This window comes from Pseudomonas sp. URMO17WK12:I12, from assembly GCF_000514395.1.
Classification (GTDB): Bacteria; Pseudomonadota; Gammaproteobacteria; order Pseudomonadales; family Pseudomonadaceae; genus Aquipseudomonas; species Aquipseudomonas mucoides.
In genome coordinates this window covers 475,945-492,096 of record NZ_AZVV01000003.1, presented here as the reverse complement: position 1 = coordinate 492,096, position 16,152 = coordinate 475,945, and the positions used below count along the sequence as shown (strand labels likewise).

At 52.3% G+C, this 16,152-nt stretch carries 13 protein-coding genes; 3 read left to right on the top strand and 10 right to left on the bottom strand.

From position 1 onward, the window contains the following. Positions 1 to 96 precede the first annotated feature (96 nt). The 6 genes from D882_RS0102470 to D882_RS0102440 all read right to left on the bottom strand — a co-directional run bounded on the left by D882_RS0102470 (position 97) and on the right by D882_RS0102440 (position 9,028). Positions 97 to 924: a toll/interleukin-1 receptor domain-containing protein gene (locus D882_RS0102470; RefSeq protein WP_027921760.1), complete on the bottom strand. Its 828-nt coding sequence runs from the start codon at positions 922 to 924 to the stop codon at positions 97 to 99. Between the two features lie 55 nt (positions 925 to 979). Continuing rightward, a complete protein-coding gene (locus D882_RS0102465; protein WP_027921759.1) occupies positions 980 to 1,420 on the bottom strand; it encodes a TIR domain-containing protein in 441 nt (146 codons plus the stop codon). Between the two features lie 11 nt (positions 1,421 to 1,431). Next, positions 1,432 to 2,865, bottom strand: coding sequence for an SIR2 family protein (locus D882_RS01000000130770; RefSeq protein ID WP_032833384.1), 1,434 nt, complete (start codon positions 2,863 to 2,865; stop codon positions 1,432 to 1,434). A gap of 26 nt (positions 2,866 to 2,891) precedes the next feature. Then, positions 2,892 to 3,389 carry a toll/interleukin-1 receptor domain-containing protein gene (locus D882_RS0102455; RefSeq protein WP_027921758.1) on the bottom strand — a complete coding sequence of 166 codons (498 nt, stop codon included), beginning with the start codon at positions 3,387 to 3,389 and terminating at the stop codon, positions 2,892 to 2,894. 407 nt (positions 3,390 to 3,796) lie between these two features. After that, entirely contained in the window at positions 3,797 to 8,377 is a 4,581-nt protein-coding gene (locus D882_RS01000000130765) for a lipopolysaccharide assembly protein LapB (protein WP_256218280.1), read from the bottom strand. 195 nt (positions 8,378 to 8,572) lie between these two features. Further along, positions 8,573 to 9,028 carry a hypothetical protein gene (locus D882_RS0102440; RefSeq protein WP_027921757.1) on the bottom strand — a complete coding sequence of 152 codons (456 nt, stop codon included), beginning with the start codon at positions 9,026 to 9,028 and terminating at the stop codon, positions 8,573 to 8,575. Positions 9,029 to 9,284: 256 nt separating this feature from the next. Between D882_RS0102440 and D882_RS0102435 the strand changes: the two genes are divergently transcribed. Further along, on the top strand, positions 9,285 to 10,184 hold the full coding sequence (locus D882_RS0102435; protein WP_027921756.1) for a hypothetical protein: 900 nt from the start codon (positions 9,285 to 9,287) through the stop codon (positions 10,182 to 10,184). Continuing rightward, the gene (locus tag D882_RS0102430) at positions 10,181 to 11,878 is read left to right on the top strand and encodes a hypothetical protein (RefSeq protein WP_027921755.1); all 1,698 of its coding nucleotides are present in this window, start codon (positions 10,181 to 10,183) and stop codon (positions 11,876 to 11,878) included. Before D882_RS0102435 ends, D882_RS0102430 begins: the two co-directional genes overlap by 4 nt. Positions 11,879 to 12,164: 286 nt before the next feature. On the opposite strand, the gene D882_RS1000000133045 is transcribed toward D882_RS0102430, so the two are convergent. Both D882_RS1000000133045 and D882_RS01000000130760 read right to left on the bottom strand, forming a co-directional pair. Continuing rightward, positions 12,165 to 12,458, bottom strand: coding sequence for a hypothetical protein (locus tag D882_RS1000000133045; protein WP_256218279.1), 294 nt, complete (start codon positions 12,456 to 12,458; stop codon positions 12,165 to 12,167). A 3-nt stretch (positions 12,459 to 12,461) separates the two neighbouring features. Further along, positions 12,462 to 13,283 (bottom strand): hypothetical protein, encoded by an 822-nt coding sequence (locus tag D882_RS01000000130760; RefSeq protein ID WP_256218278.1) that lies wholly within the window; start codon positions 13,281 to 13,283, stop codon positions 12,462 to 12,464. 134 nt (positions 13,284 to 13,417) lie between these two features. Here D882_RS01000000130760 and D882_RS01000000130755 point away from each other — a divergent pair, with 134 nt between their 5' ends. Next, the gene (locus tag D882_RS01000000130755; RefSeq protein WP_050590135.1) at positions 13,418 to 13,912 is read left to right on the top strand and encodes a hypothetical protein; all 495 of its coding nucleotides are present in this window, start codon (positions 13,418 to 13,420) and stop codon (positions 13,910 to 13,912) included. 222 nt (positions 13,913 to 14,134) lie between these two features. On the opposite strand, the gene D882_RS0102415 is transcribed toward D882_RS01000000130755, so the two are convergent. Further along, a complete protein-coding gene (locus D882_RS0102415) occupies positions 14,135 to 15,553 on the bottom strand; it encodes a site-specific integrase (RefSeq protein ID WP_027921754.1) in 1,419 nt (472 codons plus the stop codon). Continuing rightward, positions 15,534 to 16,148 carry a hypothetical protein gene (locus D882_RS0102410; RefSeq protein WP_027921753.1) on the bottom strand — a complete coding sequence of 205 codons (615 nt, stop codon included), beginning with the start codon at positions 16,146 to 16,148 and terminating at the stop codon, positions 15,534 to 15,536. Before D882_RS0102410 ends, D882_RS0102415 begins: the two co-directional genes overlap by 20 nt. Positions 16,149 to 16,152 lie beyond the last annotated feature (4 nt).

Below are 16,152 nucleotides of genomic sequence, written 5' to 3'. Positions count from 1 at the left end.
GGCTTATCGGCCAGGTCCTCAAGGATGCGCAAAAACCGCATCCCGAGCCCAAGCAAACCTGTTAGTGGACCAAGTCAATTTCATACCGGCTGGAAGTTAAAGCTTCAGTGACTCCCTGCGACGACGGTATTGTCCAGGCAGGTCGAATCGACTGTAGAGCAAGTCCAGCACGCCATTGCCTTGAATGCTTGCCGGCAGCTCAATGAGCCACTCATGTAGGTCGCTGCCACGGACAGGAGGCAAGTGGTCGTTGAAGGCCCTAAACGCCATGAGATGTTGCATGCTCTCAAGGCTCATGTTGTTGAACCCTTTGACGTCGTCCAAAGTCGCGCCTTGTATCCTCTGCTGTATTCGCTTCGGAGTGGCATGCTGGACTTGGAAGCTGAACTGTAGCTCGGAGTAGATCCAGGGCGACAGGGTTCTTGCTTTGTCGCCAAAATTTAAAGGAACAGACTCTTTAGAGCGCACAAAAACGAATGTCTCAGCCCTGGCAATCGTGCGGTGCAGAGCACCTGCCAGCATCATGTGAATATCGGCATGGATACGATGGATGTGTTCTGCTTTCGTTTCGTCATTGTGTGGACTCGTCTGGTCGATGGTTTTCCTCACAAGATCGCCATAAAACCCCCAAACGGTCGAGTCAACGAATACCTTCAAACCGCGGTTTCCCAGCGCGAGCGCGAAGTCGATAGCGTTACGTTGATCGGCATGCGAATGAGAAAGAAAAACGTCGTAATGCGCTTCTGGAAAAATTGCCGCCGCCAGTGCTTCGGCATCCAATAAGCTACGGCGGTTGTAGGTGCCGATGAGGAATCGTGCGAGGTCGCCAATTCGAGTCTCAGCGTCATCTATATAACGGTCGATACGATAATCACGGAAGTGATTTGTCGGCTCGTAGTGTTCGATTTCAAAGCCTAGATACATCGGACAATCCTTGTTGCTTGAAGGGGGGGGGCGCCTGCCGGCGCCTCATGTTTTTTTATGGCTTGCCCGCTGCCTTCGCGGCGGTTTCAATCCATTTGCCGAGGTCTTCGCGACCGTTGTTCTTCCATAGGTAATGGGGTGCACCAGGTACACGAAGCGCACAGCAAGTGGTTGTGTTGCCATTGAAGTCCGAAATGCTGCTGATATCGATGGTCAGGATGCCATTGCCTCGCTCAATGCTTTGCTCAATCTCATATTTCACCCATTTGCTTTTGTCCGTCGTTGCCCCCACCAGCACAACGGTGACGCTCGTGCCGTACAGTTGATCATTGATCCATTTCTTGATGGCCGCTTCGCCCTTGCGCTCGACCTCTTCGAACTCGGCCTTGTCGATAAAGCCTACCTTGTCGTCGGAGGCGATGACGTTGCTGTTGCGCACGTTCATCGCGCGCTGTACGTCTTCGTACTGGAAGCTGAAAAAAACCTTTCTTGCCATGATGATCGTCCTTAAATGAGGGGCAGCAGTTGGAGGATGATGTCGTGGGCGCGCGCGAGGTCTGTGCCTTCAGTGCCCAATTCGTGGAGCAGGGGAGTGATGTTTTTTCCATGCTCGTACTTCGTTTCGTCATACGTCTTAATGACCTCTTTCCAGAGGTCTGCCGAGATCGAGCCGGTGATCCCTATCGGAATGACAAAAACGCCGTTGGCCACCGCGATATCGAACTCCTCGCGCATGCCATTCGACGGTACTACCTCGCCATCCTTTTCAAGCTTGTTGCCAAAGAGGAAGAGGGCGATGCCCGCATGAGCGAGCATGTCCCGGCGATATTCCGTCCACAGCTCTTTCAAAGGACGCTCACCGGATTGGCTTTGCGGGAACGGCCTCAAGATGAGTTGATCGCTGTCCAGACGATGCCCGTTCATGATGGTTTGCTCGACGACGCCCGTAATCACGGCGCTGCCAATGCCCAGACCGAACCCGGAGATCACGCGATACTGTTCTTTGCTGATGGCCTTGCTCAGCTTGTAGACGAACTGTTCGGATTCGGCCTCTGTCCAGGGGCTGTAGTCGTGGGCAGCACCTGATATGAAGATGGTCTTGCGCTTATGACGATGTTCAATCTCCCGCAGGATATCCGTGATCTGAGAGAAATCGTTGACATAGATGGCTTTGATCCCAAAACGAAGCAGCTCCTGCTTGAATAGCTCTTCCTTGCGTTCGCGATACTCGAAATCAGCCTGCTCCTCGTCCTTTTCCTGGCTGACCTTTCGGAGAATGCAGTAGTGCTGGCGCTGGTGTTTCCCGTACTGGATGCGCACCCGGCTCAAGATGTAGTCGAGGTTGGGGTCGGTAAAACTGAAGCCCAAGAACAGGAAGGTCTTCGCAATCAAATCACCACTGAGCGCAGTGATGAATGGCTGCATTTTCACGTGGTAACGTTCGTAGTCATCACGGATAAGAATCGCCTCGGACGCGTGCTCGACGTCTCCGTGCATCTTGTAAACCACAGCGTCGCGCTTTGGCTTGGTTATGGCCAGTTGCTTGACGGTGTACTTGACGTCAGGAATCTTCTCGTTGTCGTCAAGGGCAGTTTCAATCAGCCTGTCGTAGTTCGTTGTCCAGTAAGTCTGGATCGGCAGCCGCGCAAGGATCTTGTGATTATCCGTCGTTTTAACCTTTGCCGAAAATTCGGTCACTAACATCTGATCGAGCTTCGAGCGGTTAGTACCATTTGCGTTGGCGTGGTATTGCGCCAGCGCAACCAGATCTGTCTCCTTGTCGATATCAAGATCCAGTTCCTCCGCTATTGGCTTCAACAGCGTCTTCCAATTCACAAAACCTGCACCCTGCGAGAAGCCTGCGCCTGCGAAAATTGCGAGGTTTCCTTCCGCCAGCTCTTTGGACAGGGTGTCGATGAGCCGTAAATGTTCCCTTTTCATTCTCTTGCACTACCGTAGAGGTGAAGTTAAAGGTTGCGCACCCAAGTACCCTTGCCCCGTGTGTCGAACAGGGCGAGGCCAAGACCGTTACTGGGCACGTCAATCTTGTTGTAAAGGCTCAGATACTCGTTGCCGTAAAACTGGCCCCGGCTGTCTGAGGTGGGGATAATCGCAATGCGGTCATGGGCTTTCTTACCATCAGCAAAGCCGATTTCCCAAGGGCACCAACGGGACACCATCGAGTTCTGTGTGGCGAGAAATAGGAACCAGTCCGCTTTGACAATTGCGACCTTGATATTGAAAGCCGTTTCACCGTCCGGTGTCGCAGGCATCGCCTGATCCTGCCAGTCGATGTAGACGTCCCATCCTTGTCTCTTCAGCATTTCCTGCAAACCCAAGGCGAGCGGAGCATCCTGGTGGCTGTGACTCAGGAAAGCGCTAGGTTGCCCTGCACGCGGGCCAAATTGGCCCTGAGCTGAACGGTTGAAGCTTGTACTGAGCAAATCTGATTGGCGAATCGGCATTAGGGCTTCCCTAGCATTTAGTAGGCAACGTGGCATCTTTCCTAATGCTGCTAAAGCCAAGCCCTGACGAGAAGACGCAGGCGTGAGCGAGCGATGCATCCATGCTATGAGCTTTTAGCAGCGAACAATTATGTTGGCCGAACTGCCCAGACATCTTCCAAAAATGTGCTATTTCGGAAGTGCTCAGCTGTTCGTCTGGAACCTAGAATCGTATTTCATATGTACTGGTTGCCGGCGAGGGAGAGGAGGTTCAGGAATTCGAACAATATTGTTATGTGAGTCGAATTCGTAATCAGGATCGCCTGAGAGGGGAGATACCCCAACACAGGCTCAACCACTGCAGCCGTCCAGTTTTGTAGCTGTTCAGGGGGGAGAACGCCGAAAGTTATCCAAATCGGTGGCCATGCTTATTCGTCTGTATCACCTGTCTTAACTCGCGCTTCCGCTTCACTTAGCGTATTGCCCGTGGTTTGCCCCCGGACGATATCCACAGCCTGCGTGCCTGCCTGTTGAGCACCTTGCTCGGGAGTTATCGACTCATCCATAGGGGGCTCACGGGGCACGGTACGGGCCAGCAACGCTTCCTCGTCTTCAACGCTGTAAAGCGGCGCTATCCGCAGATAAACAACTTGGGCATTCAGCGTTCTTGTCTGCTCCGGATGCTGCGAGTCGTCTTTTGCCCTGATCAGCAAACGCTTGATGAGCTCGAAGTGTTTATCTGTGAACCCGTACTCGCGCAACGGCGAGAACCCTTTGAGGCTTCGGTTGAGAAAATCATCGGGGCAATGTGGATGCCGAAATAAAGGTTCAAGCAGATGCACAATCAACTCCAACAGCATGGCAAAGGTGCACCTGCCGGACTCATACATCTGACAAATAAAGCCGATGGTAGTGAAGCTTGCCGATCCGAATTCCACGGTTGGTGCCGCGAGGTATGCCCGCAGGCTTTTGATACCTGCGTTCGCAAAAACCAGGCCTTGGTCCATCATCCCAATAAGATCAGGGATGCTTACTGAGATGAAGCCGCGGCGTGCGATGATCATTTTGATCAGTGCGCATGAATATTCGACATATCTAAGGACACCAGCGTCAGCCATGCCTTTGAGTAGCATCTGGGGCGAGGCAGAATGCACATTCAGGATGGTGGCGAGTTGACGTAGACGTGCATCCAGAGTCAGCAGGCCAGCCTCATATTCCTTACAAAGCATGAGAGACGCATGCTCTTCCGTAGAAAGTATGTCACGGAGTCGCTGTAGCTCAGGCGCGGGTTGAAGTGGTCCGTAGGCAGGTACAACAGTGCAAAAACTCGCAATTGCGATGTCGATACTGCTGAGGAAGGCCTGGTCGCGAACGCATGCTTCCTCGGTTTCTTCATGGAATCCCAGCTGTCCCTCGTGCGTGAACAACGTGCCACTTTTGCGCAGTGCACCCGAGGACTCCATCTTCATGTCGAGCACCCGTCGTGTGGCGGTGCTGACGTATACCTTGGGCAGATGACTCAGCACATCCAAAAGGCCGAACATCGCGAGCTCGGTAAGCATGGCGAGATCAACAACCCAGCTCGATGCTTGGAGTGGACATGGGAGGGTGTCATGAGCTGTGCCCACTCCAATGGAGACTTCTAGGTAGGGGCCGTCCAAGGGCCAGCCGCGAACAAGATCAATGACATCTCGCCCCAATCGGTCGGCGATCAAATTAAGCGTGAGTGGATGCTGCTCATAAAGCTCGAGTGATTCGGCGACCTGAGATTGATGTCGATCGAGTTGCTGCAGGAAGATCGAAAAATCCATCTCGCCATTGGCATCTGTTGGGATCGTCATAGCAACGAGGGACTTGCTCGGTACAACTGAGTCTCTGACAAGCTTATGCGACAGTTCCAGCAGACGCTGATGAAGGGACATTATGTGCTTGAGCTCCAACACCTGAGTGCCCATCAGATTGTCGAAGGATACCGTTTCTGACACACGCAGACCGATCAGCCTCGTCGCGAACTCCGAATCAGGCGCGATGAACTCAGCACCGGAGGATGGGGACGTTGCGCCCGCAAAATCGATGCTGACATGTTGAAGACTGCCACTTTCGTCGGCTAGTGCGATGGATGTTCCTGGCTCTACTACATCCAGAGCCTGGTGAACCTTTTCCATGACCTCCGTCGCTTCTTGCGACAAGGTCAACATCACCTGTATGTGAGTTGCAGCCAGCTCAACGTCGCCGAGATTGTTTCGCACAGCGTGGGCGATCCGGTTCAAGCCTTTCTCTACTTGACCGTGACGCATTTCAATACTGGCCAATAACAACAGGTCTTTAGGGGTTCCCTCCATATGGCGGGGCATGTCCGAGACGAGTGTATCCAAATCGAGTACGCCTTCGCACGCTGCAACACGAATCAGCGTGAGCCAGGCGTTCGCATTTTTACGGTTCTCGCGGACTGACTGTTCTACGACCGCCCGCATGCGCGCCCAGTCGCCCACACTATTGAAGAGGAACAGCGCCTGCTCTCGAGCTTCGGGCGAATCGCGCCAAGTTGCGGGCATCGATTCGAGGAGGTTAAGGGCTTTCGCCTGTCGACCTGTCAGGGTGTAACAGTGAAGCAAATCAACATGCAGTGGTGTAAACGAATCCTCGGGCAGCAGCTTTTCAAACAGACCAATCGCATCTTCATAGCGGTGAGCGCGCAGCATCGCTCGCGCTCCCATTGCAAGCTCCTGCGGTTCAGTGCTCATAGGGGCAAGTTCTGCTACGCGATCTACAAAACGATTTTGCAGCGCCTCGTCGTCATACGCTCGGCTCGCAAAGCACAATTCGATGACAGAAGTACTGAGCGGCGTGATGCCAGCTTCCTCCAGCTCAGTGCGAACGGCTTTTGCATCGTCACGCAGTAACAACATGTCCCAGTGAATGTGCCGAAGCATGATCGCAATACGAGGTGCAATGTCGGACTCTGTACGCCGCGCCACCTCATCGCGAGCCAGTTGCAGTAGATCTGGACGGGATTGTGCGATGCACGCCTGGCCGAACCGAAGTAGGGACTCATCGGGCAACGTGTCGATCGCATCCTCGAAGCGGTCGATCACTTCTTTCCAGCAATCGAGATCGCACATGGCCTCGACTTCAACCCGGGTCATGACGTCCGTGACACGAACGCCCTTTATTTTTGCTTGCTGGATTAGCTCGATAGCTTCTGAGGGGTGCTGAAGCAGTATCATCCCATAGGCCAAGTGAGCGATGACATCGCTGACTACTTTGGGGCTTTGAGAAGACCAGATCGTATTGTCGCGGTCATCGAAGCGAGACATCGCGTCCGATAAGACCTCTGCATGACCGGGCAATAGTGATCGGCAGTTCACTCGAACTTCATCCAGCGTCGCGAGGCGAATAGCGTAGCGAAGGTAAGACTCAAAGATGAAGAACGAAGAGTCTGGCTTGTCCAGGGCTATGCGAATCGCACGTACAGCGCCATCATCGTCGCCCATCCCAGCGAGCGACGAGGCTATCAGTTGCCAGGCCGCAGCCTTGTCTGCAAAATTGCTCGGAATATCATTTTCATCTAATCGCTCGCCAGCGAGCAGCCGAGCGTTGGTTGTCACAGCCCAGACGGTAAAGGACTCAGGAAACCGTTCCAGCATCGCACGGCCGATTTCCAGTGCTGCCTGGTACTCATCTCGCAGCAGTCGAGCGCGCACCGCGGCCGCAGCGATTCGGTCATCGGAGTCGCAAAGGCTAGCGGCATTATCGAAATCGTTTGCAGCTGCCTCATCGTTACCCATATGCCAGAGCGAAAGGCCGCGGAGCAGATACCATCTCGCCTTCTGATGGTCGTCGAAATCATTCAAATCGCGTTGAAGAAGCTCCAGCTGCCTCAGGCTATCGCCATATCGATGCTCACGTTGTCCGTCGGTGATTTGATCGAGTTGTCGTGATATGAATGAGTTAGCAGAAGCAGCGCTACCGGAGGGGAGGTCATCCGCGATAAGAACTCCTTGGACGACTGCGTTGCTTCGCTTTGGCTTCAAAAATTCTGCGATTTGGCCCTGGATCTCAAGACTTAAAGGGAGGGCGGAGGTCAGTGTGCCCGCTGTGCCATCCAGTCCCTCACCTTGACCGGCATGGAAGCCCTTGAAGATTGAACGAGTGAGTTGAAACTCCAAAGCTAGCGAGCCCAGATGACGCTCTGCAGTGTCCTCACAAATTTGCCCAGCCGAGCTGTTCAGCTCAGCGCATACGGTTTGAAGCAAGGCCCACACATCGTTGCTCTGACGGGAAAAAATTCGCTGGCCAATGAGCTGTTTCTGATTGTCGACCTCAATGGTACGGTCAGAGTCCAGGTCATGTGACATGAACTTAAGATGAAGCACGAAGGGGTAGAGGTCTTCTTTATCCACCTCTGCACCTTTTTGGAGCTCCACCGCGTGTTTGATCGCTGCGTAGGCTTTGCGGTTGCTCTCGTTACTAAACTTTTCTGCGTGAACGCGCACGTGCCAATCGTCAGCGGAGCTGGAAACCATCGCATAACGTACGACCTCTACGGCTCCCTGCATTGAGGAAATGCTGGCGGCGTAATAGACGATGAGGAGTTCATCCAGGTTGCGTTGAAAACTAGTCTTGGAGAAATCTAACCAAGCGAGCCCGACCGCCTCATTGAAGATTTTATTATCAGTGGGCTTCAGGGACCGCTTCATCTGCAAACATTGCTTGGCAGTCTGCCCGGTGAGGGGGTGTCTGAGGAAAATGATCAAATCGTCCGTGTCGTGATCAAAAACTCGACCCTGGAACAGCAAGCGGGTGATAACGAATCCATCACGAGCACCTGGGCACTGCAATCCCAGACACATGGCGAGAAGGCGGACAGCTTGAACGCGGCGCTCGAATGAACCGCCGCGATCGCCCGTGGAGACAGGGCTTGCTACATTTTTCCGTCCACGTTTTGCAGGCGGGTCTTCGTTGGTTGGAGACACCTTTGCGGACTTTTTCCTTGGAGCCTTTGCCATACTTGGTTCGCAATCCTGAATTACAGCTGCATTTTAGCGGGACGCCATGTGCTGTGCGTTGTTAGGCGCTTTTTTCCATGTGAGGGGCATTCGAAAACCGCCAAAAGCCTGAAGTATCATTCTTTGGCGGTAAACCTCGAATCCTATAAAAACGCGGTTTTTTGTGCCCCTTTTGCGCCTTGATCTCGCGCTAATTTATCTTGTTGATGCCGTCGCCTTTTGTACTACCGAGATTTTGTACATCACGAACGCACCCACTGCGTAGATAATCCAATAAATCGGTGCTATTGCCAGGCTGACCAAGAACAGCAGTGCTGTGCTGACAATCAGGAAAATGATGTAGAGCTTGAGTAGCGGAGAGGTGACCGTTTTGCGGATTTGATTTAGCCCTAAAGCAATTCCTGCCATATAGAAGGTGGTGATTAGGCTCCAGATACGAAAGGTAACCGACAGTGCTCGGTCGCCTCTACCATGATCCTGCTCAAAGAAAATGGGCCCCAGCAGCCAAAAAATGCTGATTGATAACGCGATGGTTCCCGCAACGCCCCAACCGAAATAAGTAGCCGAAAAGCTATATTGGCCTTGGCAAAGCCGGCTTCGAAGAAAAGGCTTGGTCAGAAGTGCAAGTAACAAAGGTATGAGCGAAGACATCAGTGCGATCCATCGTGAGTGGTGTTGCTTCCTTGGCTGATGAATAGCCTGGCGCCGCAGTGGCGTCTTGGCTTGATTCAACAGTCCAACGTAGTTTGTGCCGCAAAATGTAGCACAGAGCCATTACGTAGCGCTCACCTGCATAGGTGACCAACCCGTGAGGGCCCGCAACGAAGGCGGCTAATCGATTCAGGCCTGGACAACCTGGTTTTCACCGGTACCAAGCGATCACCTTTGCCTCAGGAGTTCATGGTAGATGGATATGATGCGGTTCAATGACCTTTATCTGCGGTTATACAACGAATCTCGACAGGGGAATGGAGAGGCGCTACTGAATGAGTTTTATGCCCTTTGGTGCGAGGCAGAGAAGGGTGGAGTTGACCGAGCCACGCTGATAACTGAAGCAGACAATTGTTTGCTACAAATCGCAGACTCAGATCTGTTTACGTTGGCTGCCTGCGAATGGATAGGCAAGAAAGCACATCGCAGCATCAGCAAAGCGTTAATGCATCAGGTCGGCGTTCGCCATCTGCAATGCCTTCAGTTGCTCAAATTTGATCTCACTGATGCGCTTGAATCATCTGCCATAGCGGTTGCACCACGGATGTGTGTGCTGACCGCGCCTGTCTCAGTCGTTCTAGGCTGGGTCCTGAGTCTTCATGAAGCGCGACCTTTTAGTGCCAAGGTCATACGCATGGCCACCCGGGTAATTGATTTTCTGGTTGCAGAATATCCTGTCACGTGCAAACGCCTGCTAGAGGCAGAGCACTCACCCTTTGCTCATTCAGAAGTCGCTCAAGACGCGTTGAAGCGGCTGGTCACTGAAGCCGCAGATCTAGATGCACTTCCCGGCTTAATCGAGCTTCGGATGTCATCGGATATGCGGCGCAGCCTCCGATATCTGCGGCGCGACGAAAATCGATCGATGATGGAACAAGTGCGCGAAAACTCTTTGTTTGATCTGATCACGACAGCCCAGCATTTCAAATACTCCAATAGCGTAGCGATGGAGTACGTGACTGACCGCGAGCCCAATGACGCAATCATCCCAATGTTCACTGAAGAAATGAGTATTGAGCTGCCTCAAACCTGGATCACTGACCCGATCGGGTATGCGCAAATTATTAAGAATCTGTGGAGAACGTCAGACGAATGAGCATTCAGTTAGTCCTTTCTCATTATCTCTCAGGGCTGCGCGAACGTGACGAGCTGGATGCGCTTCTTCCAGACCTGCTCCTCGCCATGGGGCACTCAGTGCTGAGTCGTGCTCAGGTCGGGGTCAACCAGGGCGGTGTCGATGTTCTATCTACACAAGTAAACGCCGATGGAGAGACCGAAGCGTTTCTATTCGTGATCAAGTTTGGCAACGTAAACCGCAATGACTTCTACAGTGGGCAGCAGGCGATCCATCCCTCCATCCGACAGGCCGCAACCGAGTACATCCGCAATCGCTTGCCGGCACAATTGCGCACCTGTAAGAAAAAGATCGTTTTGGTCTCAAACGGCATCCTGAAGCAAGACGCCCAATCTGATTACTCATCACTGTCAAAAGAGGTTTCGGAGATTTGCCACCTCTGCTCATTAGACTTCTGGGGCATGGATCATCTGAGTCCTCTCATCGAGCAACATCTATTTGATGATGCGTTGCTGCTGGAAAAAGGCAAATCGGATTTACGGGCTGCCCTGGCCGGACTGGAAGACACGGATACCTCATTCTCAAGGTTCATACGCTTCGTCGAAGATTGCATAGACGCACCTGAAGAAGCTGAAGAAAGAACCCCGCAAGCTCGTAAGCAGCGTTTTCTCAAGCGCGCGGCTGCAGCGGCAATGGGGTGGGGTGTGCTGCTCGTTTGGGGGCAAAGCGAAGGCAACCATAAGCCAGGCATACTCTCGGGCGAATACCTGTTATTACGTCTGTGGGGCGCAGCAATAGCACTCGATGTACAGCGCGACGCTCAGTTCCTCAAGCGCTTTGAAACACTGGTGCAATTCCATTCGAACGCTCTGAGCCGCTACTACGATCGGGTACTGCCGTCACTGCTGAATCGGCGGAAGATGCTGGGGTACCGTCCGGACAACGTTCTTTACATTGACCTCGTCTGCGATGAGCTTGGACGTCTGGGCACAGCCTTGCTGTTGCTCCGGGCAGTGGGAGCAGAGCAGTCAAACCGCTTGGCGCTGCACAATCAACTCATCACCTTCCTCAATCTGCACAAAGGATGCTTGCTGCCCGTCTACGACGGACAAGCCATCGATCTTTCAATCGCATTAGCAGCAATCCTGGCACGGGGCGATTTTTCTAACGCGCAAGCCATCGTGAGCGAGTGCGTCGATCGCTTCGAAACGGCACTGCGCCATGACCTCGCCATGCCTGTAGATACCGACGATATCGAAGATGCCTTGGCGCTACGCAATAAAAAAGAAACCCTCAAAAGTCGGTTCTTCAAAACCACCACTTTGGTTCCGATGCTGGGTACTGTTGCCGGCATTCTGAACGATCAGGATTTGCTCACTAGGCTGTCAACAAACGTTGTCCCTTTGCTGAAAGGGGTGACCATGGAAAGGTGGTTTCCACAAATAGGCTTCCAATCGTTGACGGGCTCTGATGTCAGCTTGAACTTCATCGGGGTGTCGCGGGCTCTTTCAGGGTTTCGAAAGACACCAGCGGAAGAGGTCGATGCATCTGAAAACCTGCCGAAAAATTGTCCTTCGCCTGAGGAGTTCGCCTGGCACGACACACCTTGGGAGGTGTTGGTGGCCATTTCAGCCAGGATGCACCGTCACCCGTTACCAACCTGGTACCTACGGAGGTGTGCTCGTCAAGCCCAAATCGGAACGTTTGTTGATTAGGGCCCTCCTACAGCGACCGGTAACTACACCGGCCGCTGCCTTCGCAAAATTTACCGGTGCTGAATAGCGCTAAGAAACCATCTTGTCTGTTATCAATGAGTTTTTCGCCTTCTTCCGTGCTTACAGTTGGTCGAACGCGAACCATAAGGCCAGAGGATATCCGGGTGACCAATATCCCACCTTGCCATGGATTAAATCGTTAAAGGAGCGGGACGGTTGGCTGGTTGAACAGACATCAATGACCTGCGCACCGACGGATAATGTCCTCCTTGAGTGTGACGTCTATTTAGATCGACGGCGGTCGTACAAGGATCAGCGACTCTTCATTTAAGCCATCTTGCAGGTACCGCACGGGTATGAATTCTTCCCCAGGTGCTTCCATCGCCACCAAGGCTTTGGCTTGATCGAAGGCCTTGGAAGCAGATAGTCCAAAACCAATGGCCGAGTAAAACTGCGCAGAAAAAATGCGTGCAGGCAGGTCTCCTATATCCCTGTTCATGCCGATGGTCGCTGGAAGGTACCGCGTGCAGCCTTGGGCCTGATTGAAAGAGAAGCAAGTATTGAAGAACACCAGCTTCACACTTTACGAACCCAAGGCCATCGCGCTCACAATCGCTTCCATGGACACATGTTTCGGCTGGCCTTGGTCGTCTTGCAGCACCAGAGTATCGGCGATCGTGCCATGACCACTAAAATGCACGATGGTCGGTCGCAGCTCATTGATGGCCTGTAGTACATCCATCGGCCTCACAGCCCAGCGAGTGTGGAACTCCACGGCGTCTTTATACTCGGATGCCCGATACTCGGATGCCCGAATTCGTTCCCTGATCAACCTGGCTTCTTCATCGAGCGCCAACTTGGTGCTGGAAGAACTGCCGGGATCTGCTGCGAAGAAAACGACCGCTATTTTCTCTGGCAGAGCCTTCAGTCGCTCGATCTCCCTTGCAGTCTCGGCATGCAGGTCAGCGTGCTTAGACAGACCATCGTCCAGCACCCGCATTTTGCGATTTTGTTCTCTCATGGCACGTTCTTGCCCAACGAACATCTTCTTGTGATCCTTCACGTGCTTAGCCTGAACAGCATTCCGTTGCTTGAGCTCTCGTTTAATCTCATCGTCCAGGCGACGTTGCACCGCAATCAGCTTTTTATTCTCTGCGGCAATTTTCTTCCCGATTTTGCCAACCTCCACCTGCGTTTTCGCTTGGTCATCTGCATAACGCAGTGCGTCTCGTCGTTTCGAGGTGGCCGTGGAGATCGAAGACGTGCGGGCAGCAGCGGTTAACGCATCGGAGCTTCGTTTTCCGGCCTTCGCCGCATCCTCGACTTTCTTGGATTTATCGCCTTGAAGTTTGACAATGATTTTCTGAAGGCTGATCACCTGGTTGCGAAGCTGATCTGCGCTCAACGACAAACTCCTTTCGGGCGATGCTGCTAAATCGCTACTATACGCAGAATGAGTCTGTTGCCGTATCGGCTCCTGCAAGCAACGCTCCTGTTCCAATTCTCTTGTAAACAACGTGAGTCGAGATTTCTGTTCTGATGAATGAATCTATTACGTACCTGAAAGACCGCTTCAAGGAAGAACAAGCTCGCTTTGATCAGGTTGAGAACAAAAGCGCGAAATTCTTCACCGCGGTGTCGGTGCTGGTTGCTGGTTTGAGTGCGCTGGCGGGGCTCAAGAATGGCATCCTCTTTCAGCTTCAATCTCCCATCGCTATCCTCGCCTTTGTATCGTTCGCTGTGGCAGCTTTTGCCATCGCATGCGCTTGGGGGCATGCCTTGAGTGCCCTTAGTATCAAGGCCTACCCAAACCTGCCTTCCAATCGAGAAACGGCAGAGTACTTAAAGGTGGCGAACGAAGATGAGCGCAATAAGCACCTCTACAACTGCTACATCGACACTCTCGAAAAGCTCAAAACCTCGATCGATGAAAAATCCAAACCACTGAGCCTTGCGTACTCGGAAATCATCATTGGTGCTAGTGCCTTCGCAATGCTTGCCGTACTCATCATTATCAGGGAGCTAACAGCGTGACAGACGAGCAAAAACCACAGAACAATGAACAGACGCGCACACCACCACCGCCTGCGACTACGGAATATCAGCGGCGCTCCCAAGAGCCTCCAGTGAATCAGCAGGATCGATCCGGGCGCCGGTAATTGGTGCCGGAGTCGTTTCTTTAGGGGGGGCGCGGTCGTGTGATAACTCATGAAATCACTGCTATCAGGCTGTGAGGTAGGCGGTCGCTCCTAGGTCTCACGCGACCATTAGCACGCGCTCCATGGATGCCGTCAGAGACTTTTCCCGTTCAATGTATATTTCTTTACTGATTTTTTCTTTCTCGAAATCATCCAGCAGCCGTTTTCTCCGCTTCTCGTACGTTTCGTAAGTTCTGGCCACTTCAACATTATGAATGACCTGTTCGTATTTGGATTTGACCTTGAATGCTGTGTCTACGTAGTCCAGTAGGCTCTCCAGTGTGGCATGACCGCTCTTGATCATCGCTCGCTCGGCCAGCATCTTGTTAGTCATCAACGTCTGTCTGAACGAGTCTGGGCTCAGTGCCTGTGTTTCGGCAATTAGCTGGGCGACGATGTTCGTGCAGAATGCGTGCCGGAACAAGTGCGCGCAGGCCTGTTCTTCAACTCCAGCCGCGCGCCGAATCAACGAAAACTCAGTAGTGAAGGTGTCTATCCCAAGGGGGCGGCCGCCACGCTCGGTGACAAACAGGAAACCGTGATCCGGGACGTCTTTGAATCGCTTCATGATGGTAAAGCGGTCGCCGCGAATGTAGTTCAAGAGCTCCTCAATCATGGGAGGGCTAAGTTCAAGCGCACGTGTCAAACCCATTCCTCCTCGTTTTAGAGTGGTAATTGGAATAGTTGGTTTTTTCACTTTGGCGGCGGCAAGCACTTCGGCAACTGTAATGGGTTGAATCTCGCCCCGTCGCGCACCAAGCTCCTCGAATAATGAAATCATCAGGTGCCGGCGGTTGCTCAAAAACTCCGACGTCGATATTTCATCTATAGCATTACGCAATTTTTCGATAGTAGCTTCTTCAATAGGTCTACGGGTCTTCCTGGCCTCAGGCGTCCTGAACGACCTGTGGTGAACGCTGGAGCGCTTGAAGGCTTTTCCATTTCGATAGAAAACTGAATCCACCATGTAGATTGAGATGGTTCCACCTATACCGACGAAATTGTGTACACCACTCATTTCTCCCACGTGGGCGAGAAAATTCAAGCACCTTCTGCCGATACCGATAATGGTGCGTTCACTTCTTTTAGGAGACTTCGGATTATTGGGCTTTTTCTCTATGCGAAGACCATCTATGAACTCACAGAAGTCGTCATCGGAGAGGGCTATAAAACTGAGATTGTTGTAATAGCAGAATCTGATTAGGTGACTGATTTGGCCAGCGTATTCTCCAAAGGTACCCCCTTTGGTTCCCAATCTTGATGGGCCATTGCCACTGCGACCGGGTTGCATACGTGTCTTGATCATATAAGCGTTTGCTTGAAGGCAAGGCATGCCATCTGGCCATACCATAAACGGCATGTTGCCACCGTCAAGCGTATGCAGCTTATCCAGCGATACGTAGTCATAAAGCCGAAGTTTCGGAATTAAAGTAAACAATTGAGCGGCTTCGGGAAACTTAACGCGTCGTTTGATCATGGGGCACCAACTGCAAAGGCTTCTTCATGGTTAAAATAGCTACGTCATCAAAAGGTGCAGGGTTCAGTCCTAGTATTTTGATGATCCTGTTGATGGCATCTTTGATCCTTTTTTGCCGCAATCCCGTATTGGCCGTGTCGGAGATTGTGATCAAATCCCTCCGGTTAACCTCTAGTGCTTGTATCAGTACCATGTTAACGGCTTGTAGTGAGGAGATGGAATTCTTCAGCTCGTCAACCTGTTTCTCTAGAGCGGTTCGAGTTCGCTTCTTCGGCTCAGTGAGTTCCTCTTCGGATCTGTGTATCACTTGCTGCACGTGTGAGCGTAGCCTGTCTAGATAATGAAAATCTCGATCAGTTTCGGCTCCTACGAGCCTTTTCTTCAAAGTATTAAGACTGATCGGCTTGATCGTGAACTGTTCATCTCGAATGGAGAAATCCATGTCCAAGGAGCATAAGCCCCCCTGGCTTTTTAGCGCATTTAGAATAAGTTCGTTTTTTGCATACGTAGCTGGTGAGCGGCTTATGTCAATCAGTAGTCTGAAAATGCTTTCGATGGAGTGATCAATCAGCTCACGCTTGGTCATGGTGTTCATTTTT